Genomic DNA, 18731 nt, shown 5'->3' with positions numbered 1-18731 from the left:
CCCGCCACACGCACCCATCCCCGCCCAGGCGCGGTGGCCGGTCAGGACACCGGGCCACCGGCACGACCGCACGAGCGGAGCGCAGCGGGCCACCACACCATCAGACCGGCCGCCGCCACGAATCGGGCGCACGCTCTGATCAGCGAGCCCACGGGGACGGGCGGGCGCGGCGGGCGGTCAGGAGACGGGGCTGGTTGCGGCAGCCAGTTGGGCGCGCATTTTCATTACCGCGCCCGTCTTGCCTGCGCCGACGACTGCGGTGAGGGTGCCGGCGGCGAAGTAGTGGGCGACGAATTTGCGGCCGTCGTCTTCGATGATTCGGACCTCGTCGGCGGTCGCGGGGGTGCCCAGGACCTGGATCTTCAGGTCGTACTGGTCGCTCCAGACGTAGGGGACCCGGGCGGTGGAGGGCGGCTCGGCGCCCAGGAGCGCGGAGGTCAGCAGCTGGGCCTGTTCACCGGCGTTGGTCCAGTGTTCGACCCGCTTGTGCCCGCCGGCCTCGTGCCGCCACGCGGCCACGTCGCCGATCGCCCACACGCCGTCGATCGTGGTGCGGCCCACCTCGTCGGCGAGCACGCCGCCACCGGCCGCGGGCTCGGCGAGGGGGATACCGGAATCGGCCAGCCAGTCGGTCACCGGCACCGAGCCGACGCCGATCACCACCAGTTCGGCCGCCACCTCGGTCCCGTCCGACAGCCGCACTCCCGCAACCGAATCACCCTCGACCACAAGCGAATCCATCCCCGTACCGCAGCGCAGATCGACGCCCTCGGCCCGGTGCAACCGGCCGACCAGCCCGCCGACCTCCGCCCCCAGCGACGCGGCCAGCGGCTGCGGCTGCGGCTCCACCAGCACCACGTCCACCCCGCGGGCGCGCAGGCTGGCCGTCACCTCGCAGCCGATGAAACCGGCGCCCACCACCACGGCGCGGGACGCGCGGGCCAGCTCGTCGCGCAGCGCGACGGCATCGTCGTGGCGGCGCAGCACATGGACGCCGGACACCTCGGGCAGCCCGGGAATGCGCTTGGGGCGCAAGCCCGTCGCGATGATCAGCTGGTCGTACTCGATCACATCGCCGTCGGCGAGCCGGACCTGCCGCGCGGCGGTGTCCACTCCCGTCGCCGCGGCGTCCAGACGCAATTCGATGTCCTTCTCCGCGAAGAACTCGGCGGGCCGCAGCGTGGTGTCGTCGGTCTCCCCGCGCACGAACTGCTTGGACAGCGGCGGCCGGTCGTACGGCAACCGCGCCTCGTCACCGATCAGGATCAGCCTGCCGGAGTAGCCGCCGCGGCGCAGTTCCTCCGCGGCGCGCAGTCCGGCCAGACCCGCTCCGACAACAACAATGGGCCGGTCGCTCATCGCATCTCCCCCGGGTCGGAAGTCATGGTCACTGAAACGGAGAACACGATAACCGACCATATTCTAGAACGTGTTCTAATTTCCATCGGGGTGACGACCGCCACACCGAAAACCGCTGCACAATCTTGCCCCGCCGGCTATTGATCGGGCGGTCAATCAGGTCTATACCGAGAGGTGAACATATTTCCAGTCCTCGAGGAGGCAACCATGTTCAGCGAAAGTCGCGCGCAGGATTTCGTAGCCGTCGTGCTCGGCGCCTTCACCGCGCTGTCACCCATGTGGGTGGACACCAGCGATCGGGCGATGTGGACGCTGATCGTCCTCGGCGTGCTGATCGCCCTCACCGGTCTGGCACAGCTGGCCCGCCCGGCGATGTCCGAACTGGACTACGCGATGGGCGCGCTCGGCGTCCTGCTGTTCCTCTCCCCGTGGGTGATGAACTACGACGCATTCAGTGGCGCCTCATGGACCGCGTGGATCGTCGGTGTGCTGACCGTCGTCGTCGCGGTGGCGGCGCTTCCGCGAGTGACGGCGCGCCTGCATACTGCTCACTGATGCACATGCCCAAACCCCATCGAGCGGGGCGTCGCCGGCGCGGCAAGGTCGACGGCGACGCCCGGCAGCTCATCCTGGACGCCGCCGAAAACCTTTTCGCGGCACAGGGATTCGACGCGACCGCGACGGCGGCCATCGCCACGTCGGCGGGCGTCCCGAAGGGCTTGGTCTTCTACTACTTCCCCACCAAGAATTCGATCCTGTCGGCGCTGATGGCCGAACGAGTGCCCGCGCATCCGCTCACCGACATCGAAACCGTCGTCACCCCGGGCGATCCCGCGACGAGCCTGGTGAACCTCGACGCCGCGCTGAACCTGCGCGACCATCACTCCTCCGTCCTCCGCGTAATCATGTGGCGCGAGGCCGACACCCACCCCGATGTCCGAAAACAGTTGCGGCGCATTCGAGATCAGCTGCTCGAGGTCACCGCCCGTGTGCTCCAGGCCAGCGCACCCGCCCCGGTACGGCCCGGCACGCTGCGCGCCTGCGCCGCCGCCTGGGTCTCGGGGGTGCTGGCCATCACCACCACCGACCGCCTGCATGCCCTCGACGGCCTCACCCTGCCGACCACCGACGAGATCCTCGATCTCTCCCAGGTCGTCGCGGCGGGCATGACCCAGCTCGGCTGATCCCGGCGACCGGTGGCCGCCGGACCGGATTCGGGTATTGCCCACGCCGCCGATGAATTACGCTCACCCCTACGTAGACACGTGCCGTGGCGATCCGCCGGCACGCGCTACGGATGCGGACCGTCGTGCCGGCGACACCGCATCCGGCATCGGCACGCGACAGCTGCGACCGAGCCGTGACGATGAGGGAGAACGGCCGTGGACGCACGGGGTTTCGGAGACCTGGAGGCCGTGGTGATGGACCGCGTCTGGCGGCGCGCGGCGCCGACAACGGTGCGTGAGGTGTTCGAGGAATTGTCCGGAGAACGCAGCATCGCCTACACCACGGTCATGTCCACCATGGACAATCTGCACCGCAAAGGCTGGTTGGAACGCGAGCGCGCGGGGCGGGCCTATCGCTACCGCGCGGTGCTGACACGCGAGCAGTACAGCGCCCGGTTGATGCGCGAGGCGCTCGGTCGCGGCGGCCGGGCCGAGCTGGTGCTCGCGCATTTCGTCGACGACATCAGTGCCGAAGAAACCGACAGCCTGCATGCGGCGCTGTGTAAGCGCCGCACGTGCGAGTGACCTCAGCGCGAGAGCGTCGGTACCGCCGGGATGTGCGCGCCCCGGGCCGACAACGGGCGCGGCGCGTGTGCCGGCGACACCTGCTCGGGCGCGCACACCGCGATACTCGCCGCGGCGAGCACGGTCGCGACCGCCGAACCGATCGTGGCGGCCGAGAGCGCCGGCCGCCGCAGCGGATCGCGGGCGAGCGGGACGGCGCAGGCCGCGAGCACCAAGTGGTCCACCCGGTCCGGTAGCCACGAGCCGGTCGCCTCGATCGGGCCCGCCGCGTCGGCCGCCACGCCGGACAGGGCGAGCAGCGCGCGAATCACGGTGCGCGGTCCGTGAATCCGGGCCGCCGCGTCGTCGGCGCACATCTCCACCAGGCGGGCCACCTCGACCGCGCCGCGGGTGAACAGCCGGATGCGCGGGAACACGGTAGCCAGCCCGCGGGTCGTGCCCAGCAGCAGATGGTGCCGCCCGGCGAGGTGTGCGCGCTCGTGCGCGAGCACGGCCGCGAGATGGTCCTCGTCCAGGGCCGCGACGGTGCCGCGGGTGACGACGACCGTGCCCTCCCGGCCTGCCACGCAGTACGCGGCGGGCTCGGCGACGTCCAGCACCACCGCGTCGAGGAAAGCGTTGTACCGTCCGGCGATTCGCACCATCCGGGCGTGTTCGTGAGTAATCCGGCGCGCCCGCACCAGCATTCGCACCAGGCGGCCCGCCGTGACCATCGCGGTGATCGTCGCGACCACACCGACGAGCAGCAGCGCGCCCTCGACCGCGGCGCCGTAGCCGCCCACCACGGTGTCGTGCAGCCGGGTGACGCAGGTGTCGCCGAGGCTCGGGCAGCCCGGCCGGGTCAGATCGCGCAGCGCGTCGACGATCACCAGGACGAGCGCGGCCGCCCACGCCGCCGTCACCGCGCCGATGACGCCCATCCACGCGAACAGCCCGAGGCGCGGGCCGCGTTCGGCACCGACGGTGCGCGCGAGCAGCGCCGGAGCGAGAAGTGCTGTCACGGAACCGCAGAGCACCAAGCACACCGCGAGACTCATGGGGTGGACTTCCTGTCGAGGGCGGAGCCGGAGCGCAATCTCGTGTCAACCCGATCGCAATGCGCCATGTACGTACCTGTATCGTAGTCGCACCCATTGTTGGGGAGCCTTACCTCAGGCGATCCACATACGCTTGATCTGTCACCGATCGGCTACCGCGCACTCCGCGGGCGATCGGCCTCGCCGCCTCCCGGAAACCCTTCCCACCCATGGAAATCGCTGTGGGTCAAACGGATTGCACGAACCCGGACAAGCATGCTACTACTGTCTACGTACGTAGGCAGTAGGTTTCGCGTCGTGCCGGCACACGGCGTGGAAACGCCGCCCTTTGTCGGCGGCGTTGTGGTCGGTCGGGTGGGTCTGGCCCCTCATCGGACTCACCCGAGCGATCCGAAATGCCGGAGCCCACAGGCTATCCGCCGGAGCGCGCGGTGGCGGTGGTCGCGCCACGTGCTGCGAGAACGCGCGGTCGTGGCCGCCCCGGTGAAGGAGAAACATGTCCACCGACACCGATACGACCTCCAGATCGGACGCCGCGCCGGAGAGATCGTGGTCCGATCGTTTGTCTTCTGTTTCTCGCCATGATCTGCCTGCGTCGATCGTGGTGTTTTTGGTGGCCCTGCCGTTGTCGCTGGGTATCGCTATCGCGTCGGATGCGCCGATCGCGGCGGGGTTGATCGCGGCCGCGGTGGGTGGGATCGTGGTCGGGTTCGTGGGTGGGTCGCCGTTGCAGGTGTCCGGTCCGGCCGCGGGGTTGACGGTGGTGGTCGCGGAGACCATTCATCAGTTCGGGTGGAAGACAACGTGTTTCATCACGGTGGCGGCGGGGTTGCTGCAGGTGGTGTTCGGGTTGTCGCGGATCGCGCGGGCGGCGTTGGCGATCGCGCCGGTGGTGGTGCACGCGATGCTGGCCGGGATCGGGGTGACGATCGCGTTGCAGCAGGTGCATGTGCTGCTGGGCGGGGCGTCACGTAGTTCGGCGTGGGAGAACCTGACCGAGTTGCCGTCGCAGTTGCTGCATTTGCATGGTGCGGATGTGGTGGTCGGGTTGATCGTGATCGGGATCATCGTGGCGTGGCGGTGGGTGCCGGCGCGGGTGCGGATCGTTCCCGGCCCGTTGGTGGCGGTGCTGATCGGTACGGTGTTGTCGCTGGTGTTGCCGGGGGAGCCGGTGCGGATCGTGATCGACGGGTCGTTGTTCGACGCGATCGGGCTACCCGGCCTGCCGTCCGGGGAGTGGGGTGCGATCGTGCTGGCGGTGCTGACGATCGCGTTGATCGCCAGCGTCGAGTCGTTGTTGTCGGCGGTGGCGGTGGACAAGCTGCATACCGGTGAACGCACCAACTTCGATCGGGAGTTGATGGCGCAGGGCGCGGCGAACGTGACCTCGGGGCTGCTGGGTGGGTTGCCGGTGACCGGGGTGATCGTGCGTAGTTCCACCAACGTCGCGGCGGGAGCGCGGTCGCGGGCGTCGGCGTGGTTGCACGGGGTGTGGATTCTGGTGTTCTCCATCGCGCTGGTCGGGGTGGTGCAGCAGATCCCGAAATCGGCGTTGGCGGGGTTGTTGATCGTGGTCGGGATCCAGTTGGTGAAGCTGGCCCATATCCGGCTCGCGCGGCGTACCGGGGATCTGGCGGTGTATGCGGTCACCATGGCCGCGGTGGTGTTGTTGAACCTGCTCGAGGGGGTGTTGATCGGGCTGGCGCTGGCGTTCGTGCTGTTGCTGTGGCGGGTGGTGAAGGTATCGGTGCACGCCGCGCCGGTCACCGGGACCGACCGGTGGATCGTCAGTGTCGACGGCACCTGCACCTTCCTCGCGCTGCCGAAACTGACCAAGGAACTCGCCAAGGTCCCCACCGGCACCGACGTGCTGGTCGAACTCACCGTCGACTTCCTCGACCACGCCTCCTACGAAGCCATCCACGACTGGGCCCGCCAACACGAAAACACCGGCGGCACGGTCCAATTCGCCGAGATCGGCACCGCCCGGATGGCGCACGTACTGAACGGCCCGCCGCAGCGCGGGCGCGCTCGCGGCCTGCTCGACGGCGCCCTCGGACCCTGGCGCGAACGCACCGGCAATGTCATCAACACCGGCGTCGCCGCTTATCACCGGGGCAATGCGCATGTGGTGCGGCCGCACCTGGACGGGATGCGCGACCGGCAGGACAATCCGCACTCGCTGTTCCTGACCTGCGCCGATTCCCGGATCGTGCCCAATGTGATCACCAACAGCGGACCCGGCGACCTGTTCACCGTGCGCAATGTCGGGGCGCTCATCCCCGCCGACGGTTCCGATACCTCGTTCGAGGCCGCGCTCGCCTTCGCCGTCGAGAATCTGCACGTCCGCAATATCGTCGTGTGCGGGCATTCCTCGTGCGGGGCCATGCGGGCCGTGCTGGACGGCACCCCGACCGCCCCCGGGCTCGAGGAGTGGCTCGCGCACGCCCTGCCGAGCCTGGCCCGGTTCCGCGCCGCGCCGCCGGTGGCCGTCGCCGCCGCGGCCGCCGGCTACGACGAGGTCGCGCAGCTGAGCATGGTGAACGTCGCGGTGCAGTTGCAGACCCTGCGGGCCCATCCGATCGTCAGCCGGGCCATGGCCGAGCACGGTCTCACGGTGTCGGGGTTGTTCTTCGACATCGGCACCGCGCGGGTCATCGAGATCACCACCGACACCATCGGTGAGATCGTCGATACCGATCACCGATCGGATCAATCGACCAGCTGAAACACTTCTCCGCCACCGAAAATCCGGGCCTCGGCCGTCGGCGTGTCCGCGCTTGCTTCCGCACGATTCGCACTTGAATACCAACTGCTGGTCTTCCTGAGCTGCGAATATCCGTGGAGGTCATGGATTTGACTCGTCCGACGATCGTGTCCCTCGCCGCACGCCGCGGACCCCGCCGACTACTGACCGCGCTACTGGGCGCGGCACTGGGGGTCGCGCTCGCCGCACCCGCCGTCGCCCAGCCGATCTACCCGCAACCCGATCCGGACCCGTTCTACGCGGCGCCCGCGGATCTGGCGGACCATCAGCCCGGCGCCGTCCTGGCGGTGCGGCCGATGCCGCCGCTGCTGATCTTCCCGGGCACCTCGGTCACGCTGGTCAAATTCCGCTCGACCGATTCGCAGGGTCGCCCGATCGCGGCCACCACCACCGTGCTGACCCCGGCCGGCCATCGGCCCGGTGATCCGCTGCTGTCGTATCAGCACATCATCAACGGGCTCGGCTCGGAGTGCGCGGTGTCGCGCGTGCTCTACACCGCCGACCCGAACCTGCAGGTGCGTGAGGCGGCCGCGCTGAACGTGCTGCTCGCCCGCGGGTGGAGCATCGCGCTGCCGGACCACCTCGGCCCGCGATTCGCCTACGGCGCGGCGCGACTGGGCGGACAGATCACGCTGGACGGCATTCGCGCGGTCAGGCAGGTGCCCGAACTGGGCACCGGTGGCAGCCGAGTCGCCATGGCCGGGTACTCCGGCGGCGGCATGGCGACGGCGTGGGCGGCGGCGCTGCAGCCGCGGTACGCGCCCGAACTCGATATCGCCGGTGCGGCCGCGGGCGGCGTGCCGATGAATCTCATGACCATGGTTCAGGCGCTGGGCACCAACTCGCACCCGGCCTTCGGGCTGGCGATGGCCGCCGCGATCGGGCTCGAGCGGGAGTATCCGGACCGGCTGCCCATCAGTGACTACATGAATCCGCGCGGCCTCGCCGCGCGCGATGCGATGGCCGACGGCTGCACCAACGAGATTCTCGCCGCGGGCGCCGGGCGCAATGCCCTCGAATTCGCCCAGAACACCGAGCTGATCAACAGTCCCGAGGCGCGGGCGGTGGTGGAGGAGAACAGCCTGGAATTGTTCGACGGAATTCCGGAAATGCCTGTGTTCGAGTGGCATTCACCGACGGATCCGCTGATTCCGGTGGACGCGATCGTCAATACCAATCGACGATACTGCGCGGCGGGCGTGCGTTTGCAGGCCGAGGTGAACCCGTCGCCGGAACACCTGTCGGCGGCCGTATTGGGCGTGCCGTCGATGGTCAATTGGCTCGACGGCCGGATGCGCGGCGAACCGGCGCCGTCGAACTGCTGAGCCCGGGCCCCGCGGCCGCGCCCTGAACTCGTCATGACACGGGGATAGCATGGCGGCTATGACGGATGCCGATTTCGCCAGCTTCGGGGAGCCCAATCGCAGACGGCCGGAGGGGTCTCGCCTCACCCACCCGGCCAACGATTCGGCCCCGGCGCCGGTGAACGGCCTGACCGGTATCGACACCGCCGGCCGCAGTCCGTTCGGGCCGGAGATGCAGTGGAATCCGCCGGATTTCGCGACACAGTGGGCCAATGCCGCGACCCAGTCCAGCGCTCCGGCGCCCGAGGCGGGGCCGCCGGAGTCGCTCATGTCGGCGCCCGACGCGGTCGCCATCCGGCCGGAATCGTCCAGCACGCCGACCGATCCGGGCCTGCGACGCCCCGAGGCTCCGCGGACAGCGGAGTCGCCCGCGCTCGGCACCGGCAACCACCGGACGGGTTCGATCTCCCCGCGCACCGAAAGCATCACGCCCCGGACGGAATCGAGCATCCCGCGCACGGAATCCCAGGCGAACCGCACCGAATCCGCGATGCCCCGGCAGAACTCCTTCACCACCACGAACGGCTCCCCCACACCCCCGCAGAACTCCTACCCGTTATCCAGCGATCCCGCTGCGCCCCAGCAGAACTCCTACACACTTTCCGGCGAAACCCCAGCACCCCAGCAAAACTCATACACACGCCCCGCCGAACCCCCCGCGCCCCAGCAGAACTCCTACACCCTTTCCGGCGAGCCCCCAGCATCTCAGCAAAACTCGTACCCGCGCTCCGCCGAACCTACTGCGAACCAGCAGAACTCTTATACGCTTTCCGGCGAGCCCGCAGCACAGCAGAACTCGTACACGCGCCCGGCCGAGCACACCGCGAACCAGCAGAACTCTCGCACGCTTTCCGGCGAACCCGTGGCCCCGCAACAGAACTCGCATTCGGTGGGCGAATCTGCCGGTTCGCAGCAGAACTCCTTCACTTCCCGGACCGAGTCGGCCGGGCGGCGGGCTGATTCCCTTTCGCCGCGGAGCGAATCCGGCGCGTCCCGTACAGATTTTCCGCCTCCGCACACCGAGTCCGCCGCGCCGCGCCGGGAATCCCGGCAGAACTCGTTGCCTTCCCGAGCCGAATCCGCCGCGAATCGGCAGGACACATCCGCACCGCGCACAGGCCCGATCCCCTCGCGGGGTTCCGACGCAAGCCTGCGTCAGGCGGCCGGCCGACCCGACGCCGCCCACCGCAATGACGCCGAACCCGCCCGCCGCGCCCCGGAACCACCCCCGACCCGCCGCGGCACCCACCGCCATACCGCACCCCTGGAGGACTCCCCCACCTCCATCGACATCCACCTCGTCATGCGCCTGCTGCTGACCAGCAGCAACCTCGAAACCATCGCCAAGAAGGCCGAATCCGGCGACTTCTCCCTCACCGAGTTCATCCAGGCCGCCCACCGCACCCGCACCGTAGCCGTAGACCTCGTCTCCGCCTGGTTCGGCGGCGCCGACCAAATGCGCCAGTTCGCCGAAGCCCTATTAGCCGCAACCGAACCCACCTGAGCGCGATACCCCGGGGGATCTACAAACGCGAAAAGGGCCGTTCCCCTTGGGGAACGGCCCTTTTCAGGGAGCAATCGCCTTACTTGACGATCTTGGTGACGCGGCCGGCACCGACGGTGCGGCCACCCTCACGGATCGCGAAGCGCAGGCCCTCTTCCATGGCGACCGGCTGGATCAGCTTGACGCTCATCTCGGTGTTGTCGCCCGGCATGACCATCTCGGTGCCCTCGGGGAGGGTCACGACGCCGGTCACGTCGGTGGTGCGGAAGTAGAACTGCGGGCGGTAGTTGTTGAAGAACGGGGTGTGGCGGCCGCCCTCGTCCTTCGACAGGATGTACGCCTGGCCCTCGAACTCGGTGTGCGGAGTCGTGGTGCCCGGCTTGATGACGACCTGGCCGCGCTCCACGTCCTCACGCTTGAGGCCGCGCAGCAGCAGACCGACGTTGTCGCCGGCCTGGCCCTGGTCGAGCAGCTTGCGGAACATCTCGACGCCGGTGACCGTGGTCTTCTGCGTCTTCTCGCGGATGCCGGTGATCTCGACTTCCTCGTTCACGTTGATGATGCCACGCTCGATACGACCGGTGACGACGGTGCCACGGCCGGTGATCGTGAAGACGTCCTCGATCGGCATCAGGAACGGCTTGTCGGTCTCACGAACCGGGTCCGGGATCGACTCGTCGACGGCGTTCATCAGCTCGACGATCGACTCGGCCCACTTCTCGTCGCCCTCCAGCGCCTTCAGGCCGGAAACGCGGACGACCGGAGCGTCCTCGTCGAACTCCTGCGAGGCCAGCAGCTCGCGGACCTCCATCTCGACGAGCTCGAGGATCTCCTCGTCGTCGACCATGTCCGACTTGTTCAGCGCGACCAGGATGTAGGGCACGCCGACCTGACGGGCGAGCAGCACGTGCTCGCGGGTCTGCGGCATCGGGCCGTCGGTGGCGGCGACCACGAGGATGGCGCCGTCCATCTGGGCCGCACCGGTGATCATGTTCTTGATGTAGTCGGCGTGGCCCGGCGCGTCGACGTGGGCGTAGTGCCGCTTCTCCGTCTGGTACTCGACGTGAGAGATGTTGATCGTGATACCGCGAGCCTTCTCCTCCGGAGCCTTGTCGATCTGGTCGAACGCAAAGCTCTGGTTCAGGTCCGGGTACTTGTCGTGCAGAACCTTGGTGATAGCCGCCGTCAGCGTGGTCTTGCCGTGGTCGACGTGACCGATGGTGCCGATGTTGACGTGGGGCTTCGTCCGCTCGAACTTCGCCTTCGCCACTTGATGTCCTCCTGGACTTGTTGGTGCTTGCTATGCAGCAGTGCGGTTTGTAAGGGTCACCCCCGCATACACGGGGATTGGGTCGTGCGTGACCGACTATTCGCCGGTCGCCTTGGCGATGATCTCCTTCGACACGTTGGCCGGAACCTCCGCGTACGAGTCGAACACCATGGAGAAGTTCGCCCGGCCCTGGGTCTTCGACCGCAGATCACCGATGTAGCCGAACATCTCCGAGAGCGGAACCAGCGCCTTGACGACACGGGCACCACTGCGTTCCTCCATGGCCTGGATCTGGCCACGCCGGGAGTTCAGGTCGCCGATCACGTCGCCCATGTATTCCTCGGGCGTGGTGACCTCGACAGCCATCAACGGCTCGAGGATCACCGGACCGGCCTTGCGGGCCGCTTCCTTCAGGGCCTGCGCACCCGCGATCTTGAACGCCATTTCCGAGGAGTCGACCTCGTGGTAGGCGCCGTCGAGAAGCTTGGCCTTCAGGTTGACCAGCGGGTAACCGGCGAGGACACCGTACTGCATGGCGTCCTGGATACCGGCGTCCACCGACGGGATGTACTCGCGGGGCACGCGGCCACCGGTGACCTTGTTCTCGAACTCGTAGGTCGCGCCGTCCTCGCCCTTGAACGGCTCGAGGGCGATGATCACGCGCGCGAACTGGCCGGAGCCACCCGTCTGCTTCTTGTGGGTGTACTCGTGCTTCTCCACCGGCTTGGTGATGGTCTCGCGGTAGGCCACCTGCGGCTTGCCGATGTTGGCCTCGACCTTGAATTCGCGCTTCATCCGGTCGACGTAGATGTCGAGCTGCAGCTCGCCCATGCCGCCGATGACGGTCTGGCCGGTCTCCTGATCCAGCTTCACGTTGAAGGTGGGGTCCTCCTCCGCGAACTTCTGGATGGCGGTGCCCAGTTTCTCCTGGTCGGCCTTCGTCTTCGGCTCGATGGCCACCTCGATGACCGGGTCCGGGAAGGTCATCGACTCCAGCACGATCTGGTTCTGCGGATCGCACAGGGTGTCGCCGGTGGTGGTGTCCTTCAGGCCGATGACCGCGTAGATGTGCCCGGCCTGGGCCTCGTCGACGGGCTGCTCCTTGTTGGAGTGCATCTGGAACAGCTTGCCCAGCCGCTCCTTCTTGCCCTTGGTCGAGTTGATGACCTGGGCGCCCGAGGCAACCTTGCCGGAGTACACGCGGACGTAGGTCAGCTTGCCGAAGAACGGGTGGCTCGCGACCTTGAACGCCAGCGCCGCGAACGGCTCGGTGGTGTCGGCGTTGCGGTGCAGGATCTCTTCCTCGTTGCCCGGGACGTGGCCGTCGGTGCCGCCGTCGTCCAGCGGGTTGGGCAGGTAGTCGATCACCGCGTCGAGCATGGGCTGCACGCCCTTGTTCTTGAACGCCGAGCCGCAGAGCACGGGGTAGAGCTCCGAGTTCACGGTCAGCTTGCGGATGGCGCCCTTGATCTCCTCGATCGTGAGCTCCTCGCCGCCGAGGAACTTCTCGAGCAGCTCCTCGTCCGACTCGGCGACGGCCTCGAGCAGTTCCTGGCGGTACTGCTCGGCGCGGTCGGCCAGGTCGGCGGGGATCTCGGTGGTCTCGTAGGACTCGCCGAGCTTGGTCTCGCCCTTCCAGACCTTCGCGTTCATCTCGACCAGGTCGATGATGCCCTCGAAGTCGTTCTCCGCGCCGATCGGCAGCTGAATGACCAGCGGCTTGGCACCGAGGCGGTCCTTGATGGTCTGGACGGTGAAGTAGAAGTCGGCGCCCAGCTTGTCCATCTTGTTGACGAAGCAGATGCGCGGGACGTCGTACTTGTCGGCCTGCCGCCAGACCTGCTCGGACTGCGGCTCAACGCCCTCTTTGCCGTCGAAGACCGCAACCGCGCCATCGAGAACGCGCAGCGATCGCTCCACCTCGACGGTGAAGTCGACGTGGCCCGGCGTGTCGATGATGTTGATCTGGTTGTCTTTCCAGAAGCAGGTCGTCGCGGCCGACGTGATCGTGATGCCGCGCTCCTGCTCCTGAGCCATCCAGTCCATCGTGGCCGCGCCGTCGTGGACCTCACCGATCTTGTAGGTGATGCCGGTGTAGAAGAGAATGCGTTCGGTTGTCGTGGTCTTGCCGGCATCGATGTGGGCCATGATGCCGATGTTGCGGACCTTGTTGAGGTCGGTGAGCACGTCCTGTGCCACGGAAATCTTCCCCGCTCTGTCTTGTGAGACTCTCAGCTCAGTTGGGATTTTCGGGAACGACCCTGGCTCCGTTTCGGAGGCCCAGAGGCCATCACTTTTTCAACGTCGGGCGTGGCCTGAGAGTGCCTGCAGTGCCACGCCCGACTGTGACTCGCCTCCCGGCGCCGTTCCTTGACAGTGCCCCATACCGAGCACCGCTCCGGAGACCCGGGAATCGACTCACCAGCGGTAGTGCGCGAAGGCCCGGTTCGACTCGGCCATCTTGTGGGTGTCCTCGCGGCGCTTCACCGAGGCGCCGAGGCCGTTGCTGGCGTCCAGCAGCTCGTTGGCCAGGCGCTCGACCATGGTCTTCTCGCGACGCTGCCGGGAGAAGTTGACCAGCCAGCGCAGCGCCAGGGTGTTGGCGCGCCCCGGGCGCACCTCGACCGGCACCTGGTAGGTGGCGCCACCGACGCGGCGGGGCTTCACCTCGAGGGAGGGCTTCACGTTGTCGAGCGCGCGCTTGAGGGTGACGACCGGGTCGGTGCCGGTCTTCTCGCGCGCCTGCTCCAGCGCGGCGTACACGATCCGTTCGGCGGTCGACTTCTTGCCGTCCATCAGGATCTTGTTGACCAGCTGGCTCACCAGCGGCGACCCGTAGACCGGGTCGTTGATCAGCGGACGCTTGGGTGCGGGGCCCTTGCGCGGCATATCAGCTCTTCTCCTTCTTGGCGCCGTAGCGGCTGCGGGCCTGCTTGCGGTTCTTCACACCCTGGGTGTCGAGCGAGCCGCGGATGATCTTGTAGCGCACACCGGGGAGGTCCTTCACACGACCACCGCGCACGAGCACCATCGAGTGCTCCTGCAGGTTGTGGCCCTCACCGGGGATGTAGGCCGTGACCTCGACCGCGCTGGTCAGGCGAACACGCGCGACCTTGCGCAGCGCGGAGTTCGGCTTCTTCGGGGTCGTGGTGTACACGCGGGTGCACACGCCACGACGCTGCGGGCTCCCCTTCAGGGCCGCGGTCTTCGTCTTCGCGACCTTGTCGCGGCGACCCTTGCGGACCAGCTGGTTGATGGTTGGCATATACCGGCTTTCTTTATTCAGTAACCAGGTGTCTGGAGTTCTTCACGTGTGCGTCATCGAGCTTTCACCCACCCGCCCGGATCCGCGTTCCTCGCGTCCCGAGGTCGGGCGTGTCGCGCGCATCGCATGCCTACATTTCCGGGCACGCTGAAACGGTCGGCCGCTCTCGCTGGCTTACGTCCTGCACACGAACCTGCCCGCAAGCTTCCGGGCACAGCGATCCACGATACCCGTCGGCGCGGCGGGGGGCAAAAGCGGGTACCCCGTGGTAGGCGAGGCACGGCGCCGGGTCGCGATATCGGGTTGTCGAGCTGGGGATCAGCGGGCCAGATTCAACGTCAACTCTGCCAGAGTCTTGGCTCCCTCGCACGGATCCGGGTGACCCGATCCCGCACGATAGTTCACCCACCAGCCGATGACTCCCGTATCGGCGGCCGGAGCCATCACACCGCAGGAGTCCGCGTCGTTGGGCCGATGGACCTGCAGCGCCCGCCGGCCCTGCACGTTGATGTCCGTGGTGGTGTAACCGAGCCGGTCGTTGTTCTGTTTCTCGTTCGGCAGCGAGCCCATCTCGTACCAGTTCAGCGTGGCCATGCCATCGCCGCCGGGCGTGCCCACCAGATCCCACATGCACACCGCGCCGTTGAACGAGCCCTGCGCGTCCTGCGCCCCCGTCGACTTCGCGATGTCCGTCGGCTTGACGACATCGCATTCGCGCAGCAGCTTGTCGAAGTTCATGTTGACCGAACTGCCGCTGCCCGCCGGTTCCGCGGACCCCGGCACAGTGCGGCCGCACCCGCCCAGTGTCAGCGCCGCGGCCGCCGCCACCGCGCACACCGCCACCGCCCGCGCTCCCGTTCGCACGCTCATGCCGCCCCTCACTTCATTCGCTGCACGGTCAGCTCGGCCATCTTCCGGTTCTTCACGCACGGGTCGGCGCCGATTTGGCCGAACAGGCCCGAGGAGGTCGACCATTCGAAGAAGTCGTCGCCGATCTGCACCGCCAGGTCGCAGATGCCGCCGTCGGGCGTGGCGTCCTGGAAGCCCTTGTGCCCGGCGACCTCGATGCTCTCCGGATTGCGATTCTGCGCGGTCACCCACGCGCGCTCGCGCTCGATCGGGCTGCCCCGATACGAGGCGAAGGTGACGCTCGGCGAGGCCGTCCCGGCCGACTGCCAGTTGCAGCCGACGGAATTCTTGAACGATCGGGAAATCTGCGGCAGCTGGCCCAGATCGCGCACCTCGTCATCGGTGAGGTTGCCGCACTCCCCCGTGAACGGGCCCAGCGCCGCCACCCGCGTCGGCGGCCGCACGGCCGGAGTCTCGCTGTCCGAACCGTCCGAACCGCATGCCGTGAGCAACGCTGCGATGGCCATCCCCGTGACGATCGCCGACGTGATCCGCATGCAGGCGACTGTACTGGGCGGAACGCCTCTTCACAGATTGCCCCGGGCCTGCTGTTCGCGTTCGATGGCTTGGAACAGGGCCTTGAAGTTGCCCTTGCCGAAGCCGAGGGAGCCGTGGCGTTCGATGAGTTCGAAGAACACCGTGGGGCGGTCGGTGAGGGGCTTGCAGAAGATCTGGAGCAGATAGCCGTCCTCGTCGCGATCGACCAGGATGCCGCGGGACCGCAACTGCTCCACCGGGACTCGTACGTGTCCGATCCGGCCACGCAGTTCGGGGTCCTCGTAGTAGGCGGCGGGGGTGTCCAGGAATTCGACGCCCTCGTGGCGCAGCGCGTCGACGGTGGCGAGGATGTCGCCGGTGGCCAGGGCGATGTGCTGCACCCCTGGGCCGCGGTAGAACTCCAGGTACTCGTCGATCTGGGATTTCCGGCGGCTCACCGCCGGCTCGTTGAGCGGGAACTTCACCCGGCGGTTGCCGCTGGCCACCACCTTGCTCATCAGCGCCGAGTACTCGGTGGCGATGTCGTCGCCGACGAACTCGGCCATGTTCTCGAAACCCATGACGCGGCGGTAGAACTCGACCCACCGATCCATCTGCCCGAGTTCGACATTGCCGACGACGTGATCGATCGCCTGGAACAACCGCGGCGGCCCGCCGTCCCGCGGCGCGAAGCCCGACCGCCTCGCGACATAGCCCGGCAGGTAGGGACCGCCGTAGCGGGAGCGGTCGACGAGCGTGTGCCGGGTCTCGCCGTAGGTGGCCAGCGCGGCGGACCGGACGGTGCCGAATTCGTCTGTGTCGTCGTGTGGTTCGGCGAGCACGGTCGCGCCGTGGGTGCGCGCCCAGGCCACGCACCGGTCGACGTCGGGCACCTCCAGCGCGATGTCCACCACGCCGTCGCCATGCCGATCGTGGTGTGCGACAAGCGGACTCGCCGGATCGACGGCCCCCCGCACCACGAATCTCGCGCTGCCGCTGCGCAAGACGAACGATTTGTGATCGCGGTTGCCGGTCTCGGGCCCCGAATACGCCTCCAGCCGCATCCCGAAGGCGGACTCCAGGTAGTGCGCGAACTGGGTGGCATTACCGACCACCCACACAACCGCGTCCCACCCGAGGACAGGAAAGGGATCTGTGTTCGATTGCTCCGCTTCGCTCCCCCGCTCCGTCGGTCCGGACTCGGGGCGGGCCGCGACCTTCGCGTACTCGGTGGTCATGAATCAAGGTAATAGCCTCGACGCGACGCTGAGCAATATCGCCTGGATTCGATGCTCATCATGGTGAATTTCGATACCAAAATAGGTTCCATGCTGGACAATTTGAATAGCTCACGAGACGGACGGAGACGACGATGGCACGCACCGCCGCACGGTTGGACGAGCTCGATCTGGCGATCCTCACCGCCATGCACGACTACCAGAAGGCGGGCATCCTCGAGCTGTCGCGGCGCACCCGCGTCGCCCGCGCGACGGTCCAGTCACGCATCGCCCGGATGGAGGAGTCCGGCGTGATCTCGTCCTATGATCCGCAGATCGACGTCACCGCCGCCGGTTTCGACGTGCAGGCGTTCGTCACCCTGGAGATCGCGCAGGGTGCGCTCGACGCCGTGGCCGCCGATCTGGAGGCCATCCCCGGCGTGCTGGAGGCCTACGCCACCACGGGCTCGGGGGACGTGCTGTGCCGCCTCGGCGCGGATTCGCACACCGGGTTGCAGTCGGTGCTGCTGAGTATCGATCGCAGCGCCGCGGTGGTCCGGTCGCACAGCGTGGTGGTGCTGTCGACGGTGGTGCCGCATCGCACCCTGCCGCTCCTACGCACCCTCACGCCCGCCGGGACCAGCAAGGCTCCGGCCTACCGGAATCACCCCTGATGACCCGCCGCGTCAGGGTTTGAGATTCGCACCGGGCGCGAGTATTTCCACGCTCGGCTTCCGATCCGGCTCCAGGAAGTCCAGTAGCGCGGCGCCCTCGGCCTCGACCTCGCCGCGCTCGGCGGCGGTCCAGGCGCGTTCGGGCGCGATGCGCAGCCGGGCCCGCTCGCGGTCGGTGAAGACCTTGTAGATACCGGCCAGGTAGCCGTCGACCAGCACCGGTGCGACCTGGGTCGCCGAGCGTTGCAGCGGCGGTGCGGCGCCGTCGGTCACGACCCGGCTGCGGTCCTGATGGGAAAGGTAGAGGTTGTCGTACCAGCCGAGGAAGCGGACCGGCGCGGGCAGGTCCGGGTCGGCGAGTTGGGCGTCGGCGACGTCGTAGAGGGTGCGGCCGCGCTCGTCGCGGTAGGTGCGGACGCGCTCGCCGAGCCGCTCGACGACCTCCTTGATGCCCAGCAGCCGCGACCAGGTCTGCACATCCATGGTGGACGCCGGACCGAACGCCCGCAGGTAGCGGAAGACCAACTCGCCCAGCGGGTAATCCGGTTCCAGTTCGGCGCCCAGCCAGGGCTGGATGCGCGACCAGACGGGACGGCTGTTGTTCTTCCACAGGCCGCGCGGCGGCGTCTGCAGCACCGGCAGCTGATACAGCCAGGTCTGCACCACGGCGCCGGGGTCGCGGTCGGGAAACACTTCGGCCGCACGCACTCTCAGGTCGGCCGCCGACATCGGCTCGTCGCCGAGTACCTGTTCGCCCCTGCGGCGCACGGTCTCGGGATCCAGGCCGACCATCGCGCCGTAGTTGAAACCCTTTCGGAAGGGCGCCTTTTCGAGTTCGGGCTGGATGTGCGGGGCGATGCGGACCGCGTCGGCGGCGGTGACCAGGTGAATCGTGCCGCGCATCAGGGTGATTCGCACCAGCGACCGATCCAGCAACCCGGCGGACACCGCGTCGGGAACGAAATCGCGTGCGCGACTCCACAATCCGATGAACGGCGGCGGCACGTCCTGGGCCTGCAGACCGATCAGGTGATCGCACAGCTGCGGCACCGTCAGCGTCGTGCGTTCCAGCAGGTGCTGCCGGGCCAGCAGGGTGCGGTTCAGCACCCGATTCGAGACGACATCAGCGGTCACGGC

17 protein-coding genes are annotated in these 18731 nt (G+C 67.9%); 7 read left to right on the top strand and 10 right to left on the bottom strand.

Annotated features, from left to right (window positions below; translation table 11 throughout):
• Nucleotides 1–177 precede the first annotated feature (177 nt).
• Entirely contained in the window at nucleotides 178–1359 is a 1182-nt protein-coding gene (locus ACFMRZ_RS26470; protein WP_400181171.1) for an NAD(P)/FAD-dependent oxidoreductase, read from the bottom strand.
• Nucleotides 1360–1566: 207 nt separating this feature from the next.
• Here ACFMRZ_RS26470 and ACFMRZ_RS26465 point away from each other — a divergent pair, with 207 nt between their 5' ends.
• The 3 genes from ACFMRZ_RS26465 to ACFMRZ_RS26455 all read left to right on the top strand — a co-directional run bounded on the left by ACFMRZ_RS26465 (nucleotide 1567) and on the right by ACFMRZ_RS26455 (nucleotide 3110).
• Entirely contained in the window at nucleotides 1567–1914 is a 348-nt protein-coding gene (locus ACFMRZ_RS26465; RefSeq protein WP_400181170.1) for an SPW repeat protein, read from the top strand.
• Entirely contained in the window at nucleotides 1914–2543 is a 630-nt protein-coding gene (locus ACFMRZ_RS26460) for a TetR/AcrR family transcriptional regulator (protein ID WP_280272007.1), read from the top strand. Before ACFMRZ_RS26465 ends, ACFMRZ_RS26460 begins: the two co-directional genes overlap by 1 nt.
• 198 nt (nucleotides 2544–2741) lie before the next feature.
• Nucleotides 2742–3110 carry a BlaI/MecI/CopY family transcriptional regulator gene (locus ACFMRZ_RS26455; RefSeq protein WP_400181169.1) on the top strand — a complete coding sequence of 123 codons (369 nt, stop codon included), beginning with the start codon at nucleotides 2742–2744 and terminating at the stop codon, nucleotides 3108–3110.
• Nucleotides 3111–3112: 2 nt separating this feature from the next.
• On the opposite strand, the gene ACFMRZ_RS26450 is transcribed toward ACFMRZ_RS26455, so the two are convergent.
• Nucleotides 3113–4111 (bottom strand): M56 family metallopeptidase, encoded by a 999-nt coding sequence (locus tag ACFMRZ_RS26450; protein WP_400181168.1) that lies wholly within the window; start codon nucleotides 4109–4111, stop codon nucleotides 3113–3115.
• A 532-nt stretch (nucleotides 4112–4643) separates the two neighbouring features.
• On the opposite strand from ACFMRZ_RS26450, the gene ACFMRZ_RS26445 reads away from it, so the two are divergent.
• The 3 genes from ACFMRZ_RS26445 to ACFMRZ_RS26435 all read left to right on the top strand — a co-directional run bounded on the left by ACFMRZ_RS26445 (nucleotide 4644) and on the right by ACFMRZ_RS26435 (nucleotide 9782).
• Nucleotides 4644–6875, top strand: a complete 2232-nt coding sequence (locus ACFMRZ_RS26445; protein ID WP_400181167.1) for a SulP family inorganic anion transporter — start codon at nucleotides 4644–4646, stop codon at nucleotides 6873–6875.
• A 122-nt stretch (nucleotides 6876–6997) separates the two neighbouring features.
• Nucleotides 6998–8239 (top strand): lipase family protein, encoded by a 1242-nt coding sequence (locus ACFMRZ_RS26440; protein WP_400181166.1) that lies wholly within the window; start codon nucleotides 6998–7000, stop codon nucleotides 8237–8239.
• Nucleotides 8240–8297: 58 nt separating this feature from the next.
• Entirely contained in the window at nucleotides 8298–9782 is a 1485-nt protein-coding gene (locus ACFMRZ_RS26435; protein WP_400181165.1) for a hypothetical protein, read from the top strand.
• 79 nt (nucleotides 9783–9861) lie between these two features.
• Here ACFMRZ_RS26435 and tuf read toward each other — a convergent pair whose 3' ends face one another.
• From tuf to hppD, 7 genes are all read right to left on the bottom strand, one after another.
• The gene (gene tuf, locus ACFMRZ_RS26430) at nucleotides 9862–11052 is read right to left on the bottom strand and encodes an elongation factor Tu (protein WP_280270303.1); all 1191 of its coding nucleotides are present in this window, start codon (nucleotides 11050–11052) and stop codon (nucleotides 9862–9864) included.
• Nucleotides 11053–11148: 96 nt separating this feature from the next.
• On the bottom strand, nucleotides 11149–13251 hold the full coding sequence (fusA, locus tag ACFMRZ_RS26425) for an elongation factor G (protein ID WP_400181164.1): 2103 nt from the start codon (nucleotides 13249–13251) through the stop codon (nucleotides 11149–11151).
• A 219-nt stretch (nucleotides 13252–13470) separates the two neighbouring features.
• Nucleotides 13471–13941 carry a 30S ribosomal protein S7 gene (gene rpsG / locus ACFMRZ_RS26420; protein ID WP_280270305.1) on the bottom strand — a complete coding sequence of 157 codons (471 nt, stop codon included), beginning with the start codon at nucleotides 13939–13941 and terminating at the stop codon, nucleotides 13471–13473.
• A 1-nt stretch (nucleotide 13942) separates the two neighbouring features.
• On the bottom strand, nucleotides 13943–14317 hold the full coding sequence (rpsL, locus tag ACFMRZ_RS26415) for a 30S ribosomal protein S12 (protein WP_014353064.1): 375 nt from the start codon (nucleotides 14315–14317) through the stop codon (nucleotides 13943–13945).
• 318 nt (nucleotides 14318–14635) lie between these two features.
• Nucleotides 14636–15187 (bottom strand): DUF3558 domain-containing protein, encoded by a 552-nt coding sequence (locus tag ACFMRZ_RS26410; RefSeq protein WP_400181163.1) that lies wholly within the window; start codon nucleotides 15185–15187, stop codon nucleotides 14636–14638.
• Nucleotides 15188–15195: 8 nt separating this feature from the next.
• A complete protein-coding gene (locus tag ACFMRZ_RS26405) occupies nucleotides 15196–15723 on the bottom strand; it encodes a DUF3558 domain-containing protein (protein ID WP_280270307.1) in 528 nt (175 codons plus the stop codon).
• A 30-nt stretch (nucleotides 15724–15753) separates the two neighbouring features.
• Nucleotides 15754–16941, bottom strand: coding sequence for a 4-hydroxyphenylpyruvate dioxygenase (hppD, locus tag ACFMRZ_RS26400; protein WP_400181162.1), 1188 nt, complete (start codon nucleotides 16939–16941; stop codon nucleotides 15754–15756).
• A 134-nt stretch (nucleotides 16942–17075) separates the two neighbouring features.
• On the opposite strand from hppD, the gene ACFMRZ_RS26395 reads away from it, so the two are divergent.
• Nucleotides 17076–17594 carry an Lrp/AsnC family transcriptional regulator gene (locus ACFMRZ_RS26395; RefSeq protein ID WP_280270308.1) on the top strand — a complete coding sequence of 173 codons (519 nt, stop codon included), beginning with the start codon at nucleotides 17076–17078 and terminating at the stop codon, nucleotides 17592–17594.
• A 12-nt stretch (nucleotides 17595–17606) separates the two neighbouring features.
• Here ACFMRZ_RS26395 and ACFMRZ_RS26390 read toward each other — a convergent pair whose 3' ends face one another.
• The gene (locus ACFMRZ_RS26390) at nucleotides 17607–18728 is read right to left on the bottom strand and encodes a winged helix DNA-binding domain-containing protein (RefSeq protein WP_400181161.1); all 1122 of its coding nucleotides are present in this window, start codon (nucleotides 18726–18728) and stop codon (nucleotides 17607–17609) included.
• Nucleotides 18729–18731 lie beyond the last annotated feature (3 nt).

The sequence above is a fragment of the Nocardia sp. N2S4-5 genome, assembly GCF_044628355.1.
Taxonomy (GTDB): Bacteria; Actinomycetota; Actinomycetes; order Mycobacteriales; family Mycobacteriaceae; genus Nocardia; species Nocardia wallacei_B.
The sequence above is the reverse complement of the archived record's forward strand: the minus strand, read 5'-3'. Positions and strand labels throughout refer to the sequence as shown.